Source organism: Brevibacterium sp. FME17, from assembly GCF_014897515.1.
Classification (GTDB): Bacteria; Actinomycetota; Actinomycetes; order Actinomycetales; family Brevibacteriaceae; genus Brevibacterium.
On record NZ_JABUYD010000020.1, the window covers coordinates 1 to 16,505 of the forward strand.

A 16,505-nucleotide genomic window follows, 5' to 3' on the forward strand; every position below is an offset into this window, starting at 1 on the left:
GCCGACGGGAAGACCCGGCACGAGTTTCGAGCTGATGGCCCGAACCAGCTGTGGTTGACCGACGTTTCGGAGCACCATACGAATGAGGGCAAGCTGTACCTCTGCGCGGTCAAGGACGCCTACTCCTCGCGCATCGTCGGCTATTCGATCAGTTCGAGGATGAAGGCCCGGTTGGCTGTCGATGCCCTCGAGATGGCCGTGACCAGGCGTGGTGACGTGGGCGGATGCGTGACGCACAGCGACCGCGGCAGCCAATTCAGATCGAAGAAATTCACTCGGGCTCTGGCCCGTCACGGCATCATCGGGTCGATGGGACGAGTCGGCGCGGCTGGCGATAACGCAGCGATGGAGAGCTTCTTCGCACTGTTGCAGAAGAACGTGCTCGACCGCCGCCGATGGGCGACCAGAGACCAGTTGAGGATCGCGATCGTGACGTGGATCGAGCGGACGTATCACCGCCGCCGACGACAAGCCCGGTTGGGTCGTTTGACACCGATTTAGTACGAAGCAATCATAGAGCGAGCTGCCTTGGCAGCATGACACTCACACTGACACCTCTCCTTGCATCAGTCCCCCCTGAGCGCACCGTTTCCAGCGTTTCTACATGCAAACAATCTCTTCGACAAAATCATCATTCTGAACACAAAAAGTCCCCGCCAACGCTGATACTTGGCGGGGACTCCTGCGCAATTGATCACTTAGACATTTCCAGGTGACCTTCGCGCAAGATATTTTGCTTTTCTAGATCTCTTGGTAGCCGAAAGAGCGATGGAACAAATCGCCAGTGCCAACAGGAATGGGAATGTGACAATCCAGCTGAATACGGCCCACGCTGACTTAGCTACCCATCCCTCTTCTCCGACAAGTGACCAGATTGACACTCCCAGACTATAGAGGACGAGTGCTCCCGTAACACAGAGCAGTGTTACAAAAATGACTTTCGCAGACTTAGTGTAGGGAATCAATTGTTTTTACCCTTTCCTTCATAGGTTCTCCAGCCACCCGCGCGAACTCCTGCGTAATATACATTCGCAACCTTCTTGCAGGTCTTCATGTCTTTCCGAAAACCGCACACATTGTACATCGAGGACCTGAAGTCCTTGTCGCATGTTTTACGATCTTTACTCGAATTTTTTGAATAGCATTTATCGTGGCTATTACAGACGCTCTTGAAAACTTTGTTCCACTTCTTGGCAGCCTTATCAAGTGATTTAGGAGTTGAGCATCCGTTCGGCTTGCCATATGCGACCAGGCCACCTCTGCTGTACTCGTCCGTGAGGGCCTCCTCGGAAATGTCACCTTCGACTGAATCAGGATCTACCTTTTTGAGATCCTCCAGTGCCAAATGCAGATCCTCAATTGACGCTTGATTTGGACCGCGAGCTTCAGCCGCTGATGACGGTATAGCGCCCATACCGACCATCATCGACAACGCGCACAGTCCTGAGACCACGAAGGTTGATGCTCTCATTGCTGTTCTCATGCGGGATACGTCCTTCCAGGTCATAGGGTGTGCTTCAGCTCCAGTCTTACATACTCTTGACAAGCTGTCTTCATACTTATGAGGTAGATTTCAATAAAACTCACCCGCTTCACAAGGAGACAGTGGTCATGAATTAGATCGTATTTCAAGAACATAGCCTTCCCGCCTTGTCCCACTTCTCAATCAAGACTTCAGCAATATGCCCACGATCAGCAACCTTCTCACCCTGCGCTTGAAGCAATGCCCGACACTAGCCACTTGTTCAGGAGACTGACCCGAATCTGTTGCACTATCGACATATGGCGGAGGGCGACGAACTCTGCTATCTGTGGGGAACGCTAGACCGGAAAGCCACAACACAACGGTCGAGACTCAGACTTCACCCCAGACCGCAGAAGGTACGACTGTTCAGTGAGCGAATCGAGGCGGAATCAGTTCCATCCGCACTGGTGACGCAAAGGACGCTTGTGGGACGCGAATGCATGAGATTGCGGTGTAAGGGCGACCAGGCGCCTGATGTCCTCGAGGCTAGCTGAACGTCTTTTCACCTATGAGGAGCGGTGGAAAGAACATTTCGACCCTTTAGCCCTGATCCGCCGATAATTGGGGCGGTATTGGCAACCAGATAAAATGGAAATGCCCCTTCTGACGTGGGAAAATAGTGATGTCTTAAGTCCTAAATACCCACGAGGAAGGAGCACCTCGCTGGTGCTATTCAATCACACTCCCACCGGCCTGTCCCACACCTTCGACGATGAACGCCTCATCGCCGACACTGGGCTGATCCCGTTGGTGAAACTCGCCCAAGACACAGGCCTGCCAAGGGCTGTGGCCGACCGCGTGCATATCCCCACTGACAAGGGAGCCAATCCGGGTGGGAAAGTCATGTCCCTGGTAGCCGGGATGCTCGCCGGGGCCGACAGCATCGATGATATGAACCGCAACCGCACCGGCGGTATGAAGCTGTTCATCTCCGTTGGTCTCGACGTTGAGTCTGAGTCTTCCACCATGCCGCAGGGGTGGAGCGACCAGATGAATAACAACTCGACAACGGGTTCCCATGTCGTCACACGCTTCATTGATCGAAGCGGCGAAGTCTCACCAGTTCCGCACCTGCCTCCCCGACGACACGCAGTCCTGCCGGCGTCCCTGCGCGTGCGCTGCGTTGCTCCCCTGATCGCACGTATCGTCCGCTGTCGAGTAGCCAACGTCGGTGTGCGATGCCCCACCAGTGGCGGTTCGGGCCGGGCCCGTAGCGGCGAGTGATGTAGTCGAGGACGTTCAAGTATTCATTCATGGTCGTGACTCCTCTCCGACAAGTGCTTTGATTGCGGCACGGGCGTACTTCTCGGCATGGCGGCGCTGCACGTCCGTAGTGGGCGGGAGTCGCCTGTCCTGTGCTTCTATGACTTCCGCGAAGGTGGCGAGTATCCCCTGCGCCATCCGCTCGACTGCCTCGTCGGTCCGGAGTTGATCGCGCTGCCACTTCGCACCCTCGACGAACACCTTGTGGATCCGCATGTTCTCGCCGTACCCAAGGTGCTCATAGGTGTGGTGAGCGCTGGCGTGATCTTCGGCCTTCCCGACCCAGCTCATAGCTTCTCCTCTACGACGACTTCGGCTATAGTTCGGAAAACGGTAGACACGGAGGTCACCTCATGTGGGAAATAGTCGGCATCCTTTTCGGCATTGCCCTCATATGCTGGTTGGTGGCGAAATTCCTCAAGACATCGAGTCTTCAACAGCCTGTCGACGCCGCTGCACTGGATACCTCCGATCTGACCAAAAGCAGCGCTTCGGCTACCAGCGACACGTGGCTTTCGAAAGAAGAAGCTGATTCCGAACTGGTTCGTGACTCCGCTAAAACGCTCGCCTTCCGAGTTGAGCGCCGCGACGGTGAGTTCCGATTCGTGAGTGAAGAGTCCGGTAAGCAGCCCTCCCCCGGCAACCTGGCGCTGGCAAGATTGGGCATCTTGTACCTGAACGTTCGAGGGTGGAAGAACTATCCAGCCGCACGATTGAAGGTTGGCGATCGCATTCACCTTCGCAGGGAGCCCGGGAACAAGTCCGATCCCAACGCAATAGCTGTTGCTCATCCCGGCTCGAAACACATCTACGGCTACGTCAACAAAGGATTCGCCCGGCGTCTCGCGAAGCCCCTCGATGCCGGCGAAGAGTTCGTCGGGGTGGTCATGGGCAGAGAAGGAATTACAATCGCGATCCTGCCGGTCGACGTCGCTGAGGAGCTGGATCTGTAGCAACCGTCGATGCTCCGCTGCGATCGCGTTTCGCCCTCGACTATATATCTCTTTCATGGTTGTAGCTTGTCCTCACCTACGGGACTTTTCTCAGTCCTGACACGTGGTTGGTGAGGTTCCGTTTCAGCCCAAGCGTTTGGTGAGGTTGAAGCGCTGTGCGCCCGTTCTAGGCGCTTTCGGGTCGCCCATGACACCCATAATGTTATTCAAGGAGGATTGCGTGAATATTCGGCTTCTTGGGCGCCACTGCGCTCGTCTTTGAGCGCCACCTGTCTTGGGTGTCGACCGGCGTCGTGAGCGCCCCCGAATATTCGACTTCAGCGCCACCTGTTTCTAGGCTCCTTCTACTGCGTGGCCACTCACGCGGTAGAAGGAGCAAAACGAATGGTACGCAAAATCAAAGCGAAGTTGGTGCTTCGCCTCCGATCTGAAGGACTCTCTCGCCGCCAGATCGCCGCTCAGGGCATGTCGAGACATTCCGTCGACGCCGTCATCGCCGCCGCTGACGCCGTGGGGCTGTCCTACGACGAGGTAGCCGGGATGCCGGATGCCGATGTCTACGCTCGACTGTTTCCTGGCCGTGGCCAGCATGAGAGTGTCTACGCCCAACCTGATTGGAGTGAAGTCCACCGCGAACTCGCTCGCGTCGGGGTGACCTTGAAACTATTGCATAGCGAGTACCGTGACGCCTGCGCCACCACAGACTCGCCGGCGATGGGCTATGACCGGTACTGTAAAAACTACCAACGCCATGTCCTCGTTTCCGGCCTGGCCTCTCGAGTCGGACACAAGGCCGGCCAAAGCGTCGAAGTCGACTGGTCGGGCAAAACGATGACGCTTGCCGACCCGCTCGCGGGCACACAGACGAAAGTCTTTCTCTTCGTCGTTTGCCTGCCGTTCTCGCGCTACGCGTTTGTTGAACCGGCCCTGGATATGAAACAGGCCACCTGGCTGCGGGCGCATATAGCGATGTTCGACTGGTTCGGCGGCAGCGTGCCCCGAATCGTGCCCGACAATCTCAAGACCGGCGTGATCTCCCATCCTCGGGAAGGAGAGATCATCCTCAATGATGCCTATCGTGAGCTGGCTGCACACTATTCGGCAGCCGTCCTGCCGGGCCGAGTCAGGAAACCCAAAGACAAGGCCAGTGTTGAAAACACGGTCGGCAATATCGCCACCCAGGTCATCGCGGCACTGCGCGGACAGACCTTTCGAACACTGCCTCAGCTACGTGAGGCGATCTATGAACGAATGCGGGCCTATAACGCCCAGCCGTTTCAGAAACGCCCCGGATCACGAGCATCGATCTTCGACGCCGAGGAACGGCCACTGCTGCGACCGCTGCCGGCGGTTGCTTATGAGATCAGCCGCTGGATCTATGGGAGGAAAGTCCGCAAAGACGGACACGTGGTGTTCGAGAAGAACTTCTACTCCGTGCCCTATGCGCATGTCGGCTCCAGCGTCGACTTACGGATCACGGAAACGACAGTCGAGATCTTCGACGGGCACACGCGGCTTTCGAGTCACCTGCTTCCGCCGGCAGGAGTCATCAACACCCATCACACCCACGATGGCGACCTGTCCCATGGTGAGAGGTATCAACAATGGGACGGGCCTCGCGTGCGGGAATGGGCAGCTCGTATCGGACAAGACACGACGACGGTGATCAACCGGATCTTCGAGTCCGTGCCCGTTGAGGAACAGGGACTGAACGCGGCACTGGCAGTGCTGCGCCTGTCTCGCCGATTCTCTCCTAAGCGAGTCGAAGCAGCCGCTGGCATCGCGTTATCGGGTCGGATTCGATCACCACGGTATGCGCATTTGCGGCCGATTCTCGACAGTGGGCAAGACATGCCGGCCAGCAAGCGCAGACGAAGTCCTGAACCGTCCGGGCTGCCCGCTGCTGGACCAACGTCCACGGTCGGTTTCGTTCGTGGAGCAGACTACTACGCAGGAGGACAACGATGACTCGTCTCGATGACGAAACGAAACGGAAACTGCGTGAAATGGGGTCAGCAAGCCTGCTGAGCGCATTCGATGCCCAAGACGACGCTCTCACCCTGGGGATGCCATTCGAAGAGCGCATCCAGCTCGCTGTCGATGACGCTCATGCCACCTTCACCCATGCGAAAGTCGAGGGGCTCATCCGCCGGGCTGGACTGCGATATCCCGATGCGGATCTGCGTCGGATCGCGTTGATCGACCAGCGCGGCCTCGACCGTGACGTCATCGCCCAACTCGGAACCGCCTCGTTCATCACCCGGCAGCAAAATGTCGTGTTCCAGGGGTTCACCGGGTCTGGCAAGTCGTATCTGGGGTCGGCGCTGGCGAAGCAGGCCTGTCAGCATCGCTACCGTGCCTACTACATTCGCATGCCCGATCTTGAAGAATCGTGGGCCACTGCGCAGGATAAGCCGGGCGGTCGGGAAAAATGGTTGCGCAAATACTCGGCGTTCACGCTATTAGTCATCGATGAATGGTTGCTCGACGAACCCGATGACGATGTCCGTTCGATGCTGCTCGAGCTCCTTGAACGTCGTTACGATACGACATCGACGGTGTTCTGCACCCAGTATGCGAAGAAGGACTGGCATCAACTGCTCGGGTCCGGTGTCCACGCGGATGCGATCATGGATCGTATCGTTCACAACACGATCTGGATCACGACTGGGGAGATGAACATGCGCGAGCACGTCGGTTCGATCACGGGCTGACCCTGTCGGTGAGTGTCGGTGTCCGGCTGGCGCTCACCGCCACGACCCGGTGGCGCTGAAAGGCAATATCGGGTGGCGCTCAACCGCAATAGTCAGTGGCGCTCACACCATCGAATACTCAATTGCGGCCCGGACAGCGGCAGGCACGACGGCTACGGTGATGATGAGCGCAATCATGATGCTTTCCTGTTCTCCTAACGGAGTTCCGGCGGGCAGGGCACGCGCTGCGGATTCGACTCAAGCTGGGGTCGGCATGTACCTGTGCGTCGGTCGCGGATCCTTTTTGTTTCGGCGAGGATGTCGCCGGGCCGGGCATGGGCGGCACCTTCGCCGGCATAGTGCTTGGAGATCGCTACTCTCCAGTCGTCGGCGAGGATTATGGGGATCTCGTCGACTGGGTACACCCATGCGTCGAGGTCGTCTTCGTTGAGTGTGCGGCCGTCGTGGTCGGCAATGAATCGCAGTAGGTCCATGGTTAAGCTCCGAGCTGTCTTTGCCCTGGGTCGTCTCCCCTTTTCTTCAGCTTTGATTCGTGACCGGAGTGCGAGGTTCTGGTCTCGTGCCGCAATTGGTCGAATGTGCGGGGCTCTACCCGCCCCGTTGGTCGTGCCCGATCTGATGGTGAGTCGTTGATCCACACGTCGGCGTTGACCCATATTGCCGTGTTCTTTGTGTACGTGTCTTCCCGGTTGGGCTCGTCGCGGTAGTCCTCGGCTCAAGAGCCGATGGGCTCTGGGTCTGCTCGCTTGCTCGCGGTCTCCCATGTTTCATGTTCTCGGCGTTTGTCGATGTTCTTGGGGTAGATGGTCCAGAAGGTCTCGAAGTCTTCGGGGTAGGCAGTGTGCGCATTTTTGCGCAGAGCATGGAGATGGGAGCCGGAGTTAGTAGCTGGAGTAGGCGAAGTTTGATTTGGGCCCAGTTTGAGTTCGGCGTGCAAAGTTCGGCTGGATGACGCCGAGGACGATCAGAAACACCATCGGTACGACCTTTTTCACGCCAGCCGGACTAGCGCTGGCGTCGGCCCAACTGGGACATTCGGAGGTCGGCACGACCACGAAACTATACGCGCTGCACCACAATTTCGGCACTGAGTCCGTCGTGGCATGCTCGACGAATGGTCTCAAAGCGCCTCGTAACCGCATTCCTGACCGGCTTCAGGCAAGTAAAATCCCCTCCCCCAGACCGTCAAGCCTGGCGGGAGGGGGTGTGCTGAGCCGCCTGGGAGAATCGAACTCCCGACCTATTCATTACGAGTGAATCGCTCTACCGACTGAGCTAAGGCGGCAACCGACCTAACTTTAGCCAAAACCAGGACTCCTGGTCAAAAGGAGAATGACTGAGACCTCAGTACGTAACGCAACTCACATATGCTGGGCTTCTCCGCGCATTCATTTCGCACTTCAGGAGTCACATGAGCACCGCACAGATGGCCGTTCCAACGGCCGCAGAACTTCCCAGCATCGGCGCCGTGCTCGACAGCTGGCAGACCGACGACGGACCGCTCCATCTTCACACAGGCGACCTCGGCTGGTATTCGCTGAGAGACTCCGAAGCTACAGCTCAAGCAATGCGGATCTGGCGGTGCGACGACAAGGTCCTGGCAATCGGACTGCTGGACGGGGAAGACCTTCTGCGCCTGGCCGTGGACCCGGACTTCAGCCATGACGACTCTTTGGCACAACAGATCGAATCCGACATCGACCCGTCAGACAGCGCTGTCCCTCCCCTAGACAACGCCGTCTTCGGGAAAGGATCGGCAATCGTCGAGGCTCGAGGAGCAACCTGCCTCGTTGCTCGGTTGGCAGAACGCGGATGGGAGGCAGACGAGCCGTGGACGCCTCTGAATCGTGACCTGAATCTGCCAGTTGAGGAACCCGACCTCCGGGTGGAGGTTGCCGGGCCGGATAGCGCTGAGGCATGGACTGCCGTTCATTGGTCAGCATTCCGCGGTATGCCCTACACCGTGGACGACAAACAGCGCTTCGTCCAACGGTGGCACACGATGATGTCTGGCCCTTTCTCCTCGTGTGCACAGAGTCTGCTGGGGTATGACGACTCAGACCAGCCGGTTGCAGTGACGACGGTGTGGCCCGCAGGTCCGAACCGGCCGGGGCTGCTCGAGCCGTTGGCTGTGCACCGTGACCACCAGGGTCACGGCTACGGGAAGGCCATGGCGATCGCTGCGGCAAGAGCCCTGCAACAGTTGGGATCTTCGTCAGCAGCGGTGGGCACGGAGAGTTCGAATGTGGCCGCTGTCGCCGCGTACTCATCCGCTGGCTTCGCTCCCCGCACCGAGGTGAGGGATCTTCGACGAAACAGGTGAAGCACCGTGCGCTGACGTTTCAGGGACACCGCACCCGTTAACCTGGTGGAGACAGACATTCGAAGAGAGAAAAGGGTGACGCACGTGGTCGAGTTCGACTCGAAGGACTTCATGAGTGATTTCCAGACGCTCATCGAATGTGAGTCGTTCTCCCAGGACCCCGAATCACTGGCCCGCAGTGCTCAGCTGGTTTCGCGGATCGGCACTGGTCTTCTCGGGGCAGCTCCTCACCTCATCGAAACCGATTCTCACCCGCACGTGCTGTGGCGCTTCGGCACCGGACCTCGCAAGGTTGTGCTCATCGGTCACCATGACACCGTATGGCCGACAGGCACTCTCACCGATTTTCCCTATTCGGTTGCGGACGGTGTCGTACGTGGACCAGGCGCTGACGACATGAAGGGCGGCCTGCTCATCGCTCTCTATGCCATGGCGCGACTACGCCAACAGCGCGGGAGTCTCGATGGCGTCAGCATCCTCATGACCGGCGACGAAGAGCTCGGCTCCCCCGGTTCACGTCAGATCATTGAGGACGAAGCCCGTGGAGCCAAGGCGGCACTGGTCTTCGAAAGCGGCGCACCCGACGGGGCAGTGAAGATCGCTCGCAAGGGCGTTGCCATCTATTCCCTCGAAGTCACCGGTCTCGCCGCCCATGCCGGGGTCGAACCGGAGAAGGGCATCAACGCCACAATCGAAGTGGCCAATCAGGTCGTCAAGATCGCTGAGCTGCATGATCCGTCCGTGGGCACATCGGTTGTACCGACCGTCATGCACAGCGGTTCGACGACGAACACTGTGCCGGCCAAGGCTGTTGTCGGCGTCGACTCCCGCGCTGCCTCGGTGGCGGAACAGGAGCGTATCGACGGCATTCTCAGCTCCCTCTCCCCTACTGTGGCCGGAGCCAAGGTCGATGTCAGAGGCGGAATCAACCGGGCCCCGCTGGAGGAGAAGATGGCACTGGGTCTCTACGCCCGAGCCCAACGGCTGAGCGCCCACTTGGGGCACCCGCCATTGCGGTCCGTTGCCGTCGGCGGTGGGTCGGACGGTAATTTCACAGCCGGTGTAGGAACTCCGACCATTGACGGACTCGGCACAGTGGGCGGCGGGTCGCACGCAAGGACAGAGCACGCCCTGCAGGTGTGGATTCCTCGCCGAGTCGAGCTCACCACCGCATTGGTCGGCGAGCTCCTCGACGAGGACTGAACCTCAGAGTGCCCCTGTGCGGTCCTCGAGCAGCCAGGGGTTCGACAGCAGCACGAACGCTGATTCGACGATGAGCACAGGCGACATGTTCGTCTGCAATCGTCGTCTCGCCTCGGTGATAGCGTCGATGCGCAGCAGAGTCGTGTCAGGTCCGTCCCTATTCGCCTGTTCGGAGATGAGGTCGCCTTCGCCAGCGTTGATCCACCCGTCGCGGATCCCCAACTGGTGCATGAGGATGTCCCGGTAGAGGCTCATGAGTTCGAGGAAGATCCGGTCGAGTTCGTCGTTGCGGGCGCGGACTGATCGGCGTTTCTGCTCTTCCTCAAGCTTCCTGATCTGGGATCTTGCCGAGGGTGGGATGGACTTCTCCGATTCGATGCCCAGAGTCGCCATCAGATCGGTTCGTTCCGTGGCATTGCGTTCCTCGACCCGAGACTTCGCGGTCTCCGCGGCTTCATCGACGATGCGTCCCGCCAAGCGGATAGTCGCCCCGACAGAGGTCAGCTTCCCTGGGATCGCGAGGATCTGTTTGCGCTCCTCACCGGCGGATTCATTGAGCGCCATGTACTTGGCCCGACCGATGTGGTTCTGCGCGACTGCGGCCGCCCACTTAGCCCTGTCCTCATCGATGTGATCACGTTCGATGAGGAGCTTGGCCACGGCATCCCGAGAGGGAATGCGCAGGCGGACGGGCCGGCACCGAGAACGGATCGTGGTGAGAACATCGATGGGGCTGGGCGCGCACAGCAGCCACACTGTGGCTGGAGGCGGTTCCTCGATGGCCTTGAGTAAGACGTTGGCCGTACGTTCGCTCATCCGATCTGCGTCTTCGATGATGACGACTCGCCACGGGGAATTGACCGGAGCAGACTGTGCTTTCGTCACCAGTTCTCGCACTTCGTCAATGGTGATCACCGATTTCTGAGTCGACATGATCGTCAGCGATTCGTGATGGCCTTTGAGTACGCGTGCGGTGACGTCATTGGGTTCTTCACCGCCTGAGATCAGTGCCGCGGCGAAGGCTCGAGCCGCATTGGAACGACCCGACCCCGGAGGGCCGGTGAACAGCCAGGCGTGGGTCATCGCGCCCGGCGAGTGCAGTGCATACTCGAGCTGGGTGATGACGTCGTCCTGGCCGACGAGCTCATTGAAGACGCTCACTCAGTGACCTTCCGGGTTGTTGAAGCGCTGGTGGTTGCGTTCGCGCTGCTTACGCAGGCGCTCACGTGCCTGACGTTCGATCTCCGCCTGGGCCTGCAGTCGCTCTCGACTCATCTGTCGGGCGGTGCGCACGGGCAGAACTGTTGTCGCGGCGTCTTCATCCCCCGCATCGGTCCCGCCTGCTGGCTGAGAATCGGTCCTCGGCGGTGTCCCGTCCTCGTTACCACGGTCGACCTGACTGACCACCCGGGTTTCTGCTTCCTCGGAATCGGGCCGTGCGATCTCATTCGTCGGCACAGCGTCCTCATCACCATCGTCATCGTCATCGTCATCGTCATCGTCATCGTCATCGTCATCGTCATCGGCCAAGGGTGCACTCGGTGTGATTCCGCGGGCTGGCAGCACAGTAGTGGCCGCATCCTCGTCGGATTCGGTTTCGGACTCGGGTTCGGCTTCGGCTGCAACTTCGGACTCGAACCGAGGTGCGACCTCGGACTCGGGTTCGCTTGCGTGAGCCGGAAGCACCGTCGTGGCTGCTTCGTCATCACCCTGCACATCTGGGGCTCGCAGGTCAGCGCCGAGGTCGACTCTTTCCGTTTCGACCCCGTCATTGCGTTCTTCGGATTCGCGACGGTCAGCGGCCTGCGGGAAGAACCGTTCGCTCGAGGCCGGAACGAATCGGGCTCCGGGCTCGGGCGCGACCGCCTCGTCGGCGGTAGTCGATGCTCCGTCTTCCGATTCCTCGGCCGGGCCGCCGACGGCTGCCTGGGACGGATGGCTTCCGGCCACCTCGGCGCCGGTGGACTTACCGGTGACAGTGCCTGCCTCGGATTCGGACACACTGCTTACCTTGCGCGGCAGGCGGGTCCGGATGGCGGTGAGGATTTCGGCAGTCAGTTCGTCTTCGGACACCGAGGCGTCGAGGACGACGTAGCGAGCGGGTTCCTTGTGTGCACGGGTCAGGTAGGTCTGACGCACTCGCTGGTGGAACTGCTGGTCTTCCTCGTCGAGGTAGTTGCTCTCACCGCGTTTGCCCATCCGGGCCGCGGCAGTCTCGGGGTCGATGTCGAGGACGATCGTCAGGTGCGGGACGAGTCCCTGAGTCGCCCACTTGCTCAGCGCCAGGATTGTCTTCGGATCGAAGTTGCGACCAGCGGCCTGGTAGGCGATCGTCGAATCGATGTACCTGTCGGTGATGACGATGCTGCCGGCGTCGAGGCTCGGATCCACCAATGAGGCCACATGGTGGGCACGGTCGGCGGCGAAGAGCAGAGCCTCGGTGCGGGAGCTCGGAGGTTCGGAGTCGAAGAGCACCGAACGGATCTGTCGTCCCAGTTCTGTCCCACCTGGTTCGCGGGTCGCTTCGACATTGTGGCCCTCATCGGCCAGCGTCTGTGAAATCCGTTTGATCTGTGTGCTCTTGCCCGAACCGTCCCCGCCCTCAATGGCGATGAAGAATCCGGCTCCCAGACGTTCCGCGGAGTTTCCGATGCCGTCGTTGGCACCGTTCTCAGCGGCGCTGGGCGGACGGAATCCGTGAACGATATCGACGGACAGTCCTTGGAGACCATGGGGGTCGAAGATGAAGAGACCGATGACTCCGGCGACCAGAGTTGCCAGTCCCATGATTCCGAACGCCACGTCGCTGGGTGCCAGCATCCATTCCATGGCCGAGCCGACCGGGATGGTGACGCCGAAGTCAACAGCATTGAGGATGAGCGCGACGACAGCACCACCGACGGCTCCGATCCGGCGAGAGAAGTCATAGGGCTGTGAGCGCACGCCGATTCCGACGAGGAAGGCGATGACGGCGGTGAGGACGAACTTGCCGGAAAGCTCGTTGATGGCGCCCGTGGCGATCAAGAGGATCCCCGATACGGTCAGGGCGAACGCGGAGACGCGCGGCCTCGACATTCCGGGCGCGAAGGTGGGACCCATTTCGAAGCCGATGGCCCAACCCACGAGGCAGGACGCAATCATGAGGGCGAAGCCGGCTTGGCCGAAGCTGTGTTGGACGGCGGTCGGCTGCGCCAGAATGACTGTGGTTCCCAATACCGCGAACAATGCGATGCACACCCACGGCATCTTGATGGTTGCGGCAGGTCTGGCCACGCGGGCCTTGTTCGAGGGGAACGCGCCTGTCGTCGCAGATTCCGCGTGGAGGGCCCGCTCGGGAGTGAGGAAGATGATCACGGCGCCGACGGCCATGGCGATGCCCACCAGGAGGCTCATCCAGCCCAGAGCCCGTGTGCCTGCGGCAGAACCTCCGATGATCTGGAAGGCGAAGGACACGAAGACGAGGAGTGCAGCGGGAATGCCGACCCGACGCCACGGCTTCTCGTTGGTGAAGGGGTTGATGCTCATCAGGAGGCCGACGACGGCTCCGAGGAACAACGCGGCCACCCAGGTCAGCCAGGCGCTCGGCGCGAGGCTGAGGACGATGAGCAGGCCCGCCTCGACGAGCGCGGCAATGCTCAGCGCGAGTTTGCGGACAGCGGGTCCCCTGCTCGCCAGAATCTTCTGCGGGATGAACAGTCCGGCGCCAGCGAGGACGAAGACGATGAGAAGCGACACGCTTCCCAGCCGATTATCGAAGCCTCCCGCGCCAAGGCTGTCCGCCGTCGTGGTGAAGGCTCGACCGCCGATCGTGGCGAAGAATCCGCTGGTGCCAGCCACGACATAGCTGATCGCCACGAGTACGATCAGCGCGCCCCAGGCAGCGGTTTCGGCAACCAACCGGCCAGGGGCTCCGGGAAGTCGATGTCCTGTAGTCGTCAACATACTCACAGACCTACAATATCTGCCGCGACTGACATATCTCTCGGAACAGCCCGGATCTCTTCTCACCGATGTCTGATCCTCTACTCTTGATTGCGTGCATACAACGAATACCGCCATGTCAGCAGTAGCGACTACCGGGCTGGGTCCGATCGAGGAACTCGCCTTCGCGCGAGTCCTCCTCGACTCGGTCAAACATGGCAGCCGCGGCGCGACGCTGCGGATGTACCGACCAGCACCGACAGTGGCGTTCGGGGCCAGGGACCGTTTCCTCCCCGGGTTCCCCACAGCCATCGAAGCGGCCCGAGACCATGGTTTCACTCCAGCCCTGCGCAGCCTCGGCGGTCGAGCCGCCGCCTATCATCGCGGATCCCTGGTCATCGACCACATCGAACCCAGTGACGCGTTCATCAAGGACACGACCGCCAGGTTCACCGGATTCGGACGCGACTACGTCGAGGTGCTGCGGGGCATCGGAGTCGACGCCCGCCTCGGCGAGATTCCCGGCGAATACTGCCCCGGTGAGCACAGCGTGAATGTGGCCGGCCGGATCAAGGCGATCGGAACAGCACAGCGCGTGGTCTCGGGCGCCTGGCTGTTCTCGTCATCCGTGATCGTGGAGGATCCCGACCCCATCCGTGCCGTCCTCACCGACGTCGAAGCGGCTCTGGGCATCGAATGGGACCCGGCAACGGGCGGGTCGATCAGTGAGGCTCACCCGGAGGTAACCACGGAGACCGTCGCCGAGGCGTTCGCCGCCTACTATGCCTACGCCGACCCGCACACGCCCGGTGAACCCACCGCCGAGGAGCTGGCGGCATTGCCGGACAAAATCGGCACCCACCTGCTGTGACAAGCACTGCACCACGACACAACCAGGACCCCTGGCTCACGAAACTCAAGCGATTGGAGACCATGACCTCATGAATGTGCGCGAAGCGACGAAGAACGACCTGCCGGACATTCTCCGACTGGTTCATGCTCTGGCAGTCTACGAGCGCGAACCCGAGGCGGTCGAAGCCACGGAAGACGATTTCGCCGCTGTGATGTTTCCAGACGATGGGCGTGCGAACACATACGGGCTCGTCGCCGAGGTGGAGGGACAGATCATCGGCATCGCGATCTGGTTCCACTCCTTCTCCACCTGGACGGGAAAGAACGGGATCTGGTTAGAGGATCTGTTCGTCGACCCCGATCATCGCGGCAACGGGGCAGGAAAAGCCCTGCTGGGACGCTTGGCCCAGATCTGCCAGGAGCGGGGACTGACTCGACTCGAATGGTGCGTCCTCAAGTGGAACGAGCCCTCAATCGGGTTCTACCGCTCACTGGGCTCGCAGGCACAGGACGAGTGGGAGACCTTCCGCCTCGACGGTGCAGCATTGTGCTCCTTCGCCTCCGAGTCGGCTGGACAGTAGCCGCTAGGCAGTCCCGGCTGTGTCTCAGCCTGACGCGTCGAGGTTGAGTTCAACCTCTTCGATCCGCTCGACTGGACGGAACCCGAATCTCTGGTTGATCGCGAGCATGTGCTCGTTCTCTTCGGCGTTGTAGGTGATGATCGCTCGGGCGTCCAAGCCCGCCTGTAAGAACTGATGCGCAGCTGCGGCTTTCACCGCTGCCCCGAGACGATGACCCCGATGCTGGTCACGGACAAGGGTTCCCCACTGATAGACCATGGCCTCGACCGACGAGTGGACCAGCTGAGTGTATGCAGCGATTTCACCGGTTGAGTCGACAGCGATCGCTGCGAAGCTTGTTCGCCACTGCCTGACGAAGATGGCCTCTTGTTCGCGGATGTCTTCCGCCGAGGTGACCTCGGGTTCGACATCTCGATCCCCCGTGGGCGCATCGGTTTCGATGAGGCCCTCCATGAGAGCCCATTGCTCGACGAACGCCTCCGGCACGTCTCCGGACCAGGAGTGGAGAACGTACCCTTCGTGGAACGGTCGCGCTTCATCGGCGATCGTCCGAACGAGCGCGGGGTCCAGCGGCAGCTGGCATTCACTGCGGAGGTCTCCGATGGCAGAGGCGAAACCGTGGTGTTCGGCGAAGGCGATCCCGGGCACTGTGATCTCGGCATCGGCAGATCCTTCGCCTGCCTTCTCGTCGCGGTAGGGACGGAAGACCTCCGAGGCGATCACTCGTCGGTCCAGCTCCCGGGTGCGTGAGCGAACGAATTCGAGCATCGCGGAGCCGACACCTCGGCGCCGGGATCCGGGTTCGACGTAGAGTCCCAGGTCGACTCTGTGCAGGTTATCGCTGAGCGGCATCGTCAGCGTGATTGCGCCGATCGCCGAATCGGCTTCCGCTGCTCCGTGTACGAGGTAGACCTCGGTCGTTGACGAGCTTCGCTGCGTGCGCAGTTCGGCGCTCAGTTCGGCTTCGGGCCATACCGGAGCATCCGGACCTCGATCGTGGGAGCTCGCCGCAGCGAACACCCCGTGCCACGCGTGGAAAGCGTCGTCACCGGCTGGGTCATTGAGGTGGATCGAAAGCGATGGTGCATCTGCCATGGTTCGGACTCCATTGTCTGAGGCCTGTGTTCGCTCTGCCCTGTGCGATCAGGTGCGAGTCGAGGACGATCTGTG

14 protein-coding genes, 1 tRNA gene and 1 pseudogene are annotated in these 16,505 nt (G+C 60.4%); 9 read left to right on the top strand and 7 right to left on the bottom strand.

The window, feature by feature from the left end; all coding sequences use genetic code 11:
- Nucleotides 1-501: IS3 family transposase (locus INT40_RS15720; protein WP_193096495.1), on the top strand; the 501-nt coding region annotated here is incomplete at its 5' end.
- 460 nt (nucleotides 502-961) lie between these two features.
- Here the strand turns inward: INT40_RS15720 and INT40_RS15725 are convergent.
- Nucleotides 962-1,483 carry a phospholipase A2 gene (locus INT40_RS15725; RefSeq protein ID WP_145998245.1) on the bottom strand — a complete coding sequence of 174 codons (522 nt, stop codon included), beginning with the start codon at nucleotides 1,481-1,483 and terminating at the stop codon, nucleotides 962-964.
- Between the two features lie 735 nt (nucleotides 1,484-2,218).
- On the opposite strand from INT40_RS15725, the pseudogene INT40_RS20720 reads away from it, so the two are divergent.
- Nucleotides 2,219-2,446: pseudogene (locus INT40_RS20720) on the top strand (IS1380 family transposase); the annotation flags it as partial.
- Between the two features lie 330 nt (nucleotides 2,447-2,776).
- On the opposite strand, the gene INT40_RS15735 reads toward INT40_RS20720, so the two are convergent.
- Entirely contained in the window at nucleotides 2,777-3,079 is a 303-nt protein-coding gene (locus INT40_RS15735) for a hypothetical protein (protein WP_101570673.1), read from the bottom strand.
- A gap of 62 nt (nucleotides 3,080-3,141) precedes the next feature.
- On the opposite strand from INT40_RS15735, the gene INT40_RS15740 reads away from it, so the two are divergent.
- The 3 genes from INT40_RS15740 to INT40_RS15750 all read left to right on the top strand — a co-directional run bounded on the left by INT40_RS15740 (nucleotide 3,142) and on the right by INT40_RS15750 (nucleotide 6,455).
- The gene (locus INT40_RS15740) at nucleotides 3,142-3,741 is read left to right on the top strand and encodes an HIRAN domain-containing protein (RefSeq protein ID WP_101570675.1); all 600 of its coding nucleotides are present in this window, start codon (nucleotides 3,142-3,144) and stop codon (nucleotides 3,739-3,741) included.
- 384 nt (nucleotides 3,742-4,125) lie between these two features.
- Nucleotides 4,126-5,709, top strand: coding sequence for an IS21 family transposase (gene istA, locus INT40_RS15745; RefSeq protein WP_193072032.1), 1,584 nt, complete (start codon nucleotides 4,126-4,128; stop codon nucleotides 5,707-5,709).
- On the top strand, nucleotides 5,706-6,455 hold the full coding sequence (locus tag INT40_RS15750; RefSeq protein WP_101570679.1) for an ATP-binding protein: 750 nt from the start codon (nucleotides 5,706-5,708) through the stop codon (nucleotides 6,453-6,455). Before istA ends, INT40_RS15750 begins: the two co-directional genes overlap by 4 nt.
- A 194-nt stretch (nucleotides 6,456-6,649) precedes the next feature.
- Here the strand turns inward: INT40_RS15750 and INT40_RS15755 are convergent, their stop codons facing one another.
- On the bottom strand, nucleotides 6,650-6,928 hold the full coding sequence (locus tag INT40_RS15755; RefSeq protein WP_193072031.1) for a hypothetical protein: 279 nt from the start codon (nucleotides 6,926-6,928) through the stop codon (nucleotides 6,650-6,652).
- Nucleotides 6,929-7,667: 739 nt separating this feature from the next.
- Nucleotides 7,668-7,740 (bottom strand) — tRNA-Thr (locus INT40_RS15760).
- 126 nt (nucleotides 7,741-7,866) lie between these two features.
- On the opposite strand from INT40_RS15760, the gene INT40_RS15765 reads away from it, so the two are divergent.
- Nucleotides 7,867-8,778: a GNAT family N-acetyltransferase gene (locus INT40_RS15765; protein WP_193072030.1), complete on the top strand. Its 912-nt coding sequence runs from the start codon at nucleotides 7,867-7,869 to the stop codon at nucleotides 8,776-8,778.
- 111 nt (nucleotides 8,779-8,889) lie between these two features.
- The gene (locus tag INT40_RS15770) at nucleotides 8,890-9,981 is read left to right on the top strand and encodes a M20/M25/M40 family metallo-hydrolase (protein WP_226831492.1); all 1,092 of its coding nucleotides are present in this window, start codon (nucleotides 8,890-8,892) and stop codon (nucleotides 9,979-9,981) included.
- Between the two features lie 3 nt (nucleotides 9,982-9,984).
- On the opposite strand, the gene INT40_RS15775 is transcribed toward INT40_RS15770, so the two are convergent.
- Together INT40_RS15775 and tmk are read right to left on the bottom strand one after the other, a co-directional pair.
- On the bottom strand, nucleotides 9,985-11,142 hold the full coding sequence (locus INT40_RS15775; protein ID WP_101638786.1) for a DNA polymerase III subunit delta': 1,158 nt from the start codon (nucleotides 11,140-11,142) through the stop codon (nucleotides 9,985-9,987).
- Nucleotides 11,143-13,923: a dTMP kinase gene (gene tmk, locus INT40_RS15780; RefSeq protein ID WP_226831494.1), complete on the bottom strand. Its 2,781-nt coding sequence runs from the start codon at nucleotides 13,921-13,923 to the stop codon at nucleotides 11,143-11,145.
- Nucleotides 13,924-14,038: 115 nt separating this feature from the next.
- Here tmk and INT40_RS15785 point away from each other — a divergent pair, with 115 nt between their 5' ends.
- Nucleotides 14,039-14,773: a biotin/lipoate A/B protein ligase family protein gene (locus tag INT40_RS15785; RefSeq protein WP_226831496.1), complete on the top strand. Its 735-nt coding sequence runs from the start codon at nucleotides 14,039-14,041 to the stop codon at nucleotides 14,771-14,773.
- 70 nt (nucleotides 14,774-14,843) lie between these two features.
- Nucleotides 14,844-15,335: a GNAT family N-acetyltransferase gene (locus tag INT40_RS15790; protein ID WP_193072028.1), complete on the top strand. Its 492-nt coding sequence runs from the start codon at nucleotides 14,844-14,846 to the stop codon at nucleotides 15,333-15,335.
- 24 nt (nucleotides 15,336-15,359) lie between these two features.
- On the opposite strand, the gene INT40_RS15795 is transcribed toward INT40_RS15790, so the two are convergent.
- Entirely contained in the window at nucleotides 15,360-16,430 is a 1,071-nt protein-coding gene (locus INT40_RS15795) for a GNAT family N-acetyltransferase (protein WP_193072027.1), read from the bottom strand.
- Nucleotides 16,431-16,505 lie beyond the last annotated feature (75 nt).

Excerpts from the sequence above, each read along its gene's own strand:
- INT40_RS15725 (WP_145998245.1), bottom strand. The coding sequence starts at position 1,483 with ATGAGAACAGCAATGAGAGCATCAACCTTCGTGGTCTCAGGACTGTGC.
- INT40_RS15735 (WP_101570673.1), bottom strand. The coding sequence starts at position 3,079 with ATGAGCTGGGTCGGGAAGGCCGAAGATCACGCCAGCGCTCACCACACC.
- INT40_RS15740 (WP_101570675.1), top strand. The coding sequence starts at position 3,142 with ATGTGGGAAATAGTCGGCATCCTTTTCGGCATTGCCCTCATATGCTGG.
- istA (WP_193072032.1), top strand. The coding sequence starts at position 4,126 with ATGGTACGCAAAATCAAAGCGAAGTTGGTGCTTCGCCTCCGATCTGAA.
- INT40_RS15750 (WP_101570679.1), top strand. The coding sequence starts at position 5,706 with ATGACTCGTCTCGATGACGAAACGAAACGGAAACTGCGTGAAATGGGG.
- INT40_RS15755 (WP_193072031.1), bottom strand. The coding sequence starts at position 6,928 with ATGGACCTACTGCGATTCATTGCCGACCACGACGGCCGCACACTCAAC.
- INT40_RS15765 (WP_193072030.1), top strand. The coding sequence starts at position 7,867 with ATGAGCACCGCACAGATGGCCGTTCCAACGGCCGCAGAACTTCCCAGC.
- INT40_RS15770 (WP_226831492.1), top strand. The coding sequence starts at position 8,890 with ATGAGTGATTTCCAGACGCTCATCGAATGTGAGTCGTTCTCCCAGGAC.
- tmk (WP_226831494.1), bottom strand. The coding sequence starts at position 13,923 with ATGTTGACGACTACAGGACATCGACTTCCCGGAGCCCCTGGCCGGTTG.
- INT40_RS15785 (WP_226831496.1), top strand. The coding sequence starts at position 14,039 with ATGTCAGCAGTAGCGACTACCGGGCTGGGTCCGATCGAGGAACTCGCC.
- INT40_RS15790 (WP_193072028.1), top strand. The coding sequence starts at position 14,844 with ATGAATGTGCGCGAAGCGACGAAGAACGACCTGCCGGACATTCTCCGA.
- INT40_RS15795 (WP_193072027.1), bottom strand. The coding sequence starts at position 16,430 with ATGGCAGATGCACCATCGCTTTCGATCCACCTCAATGACCCAGCCGGT.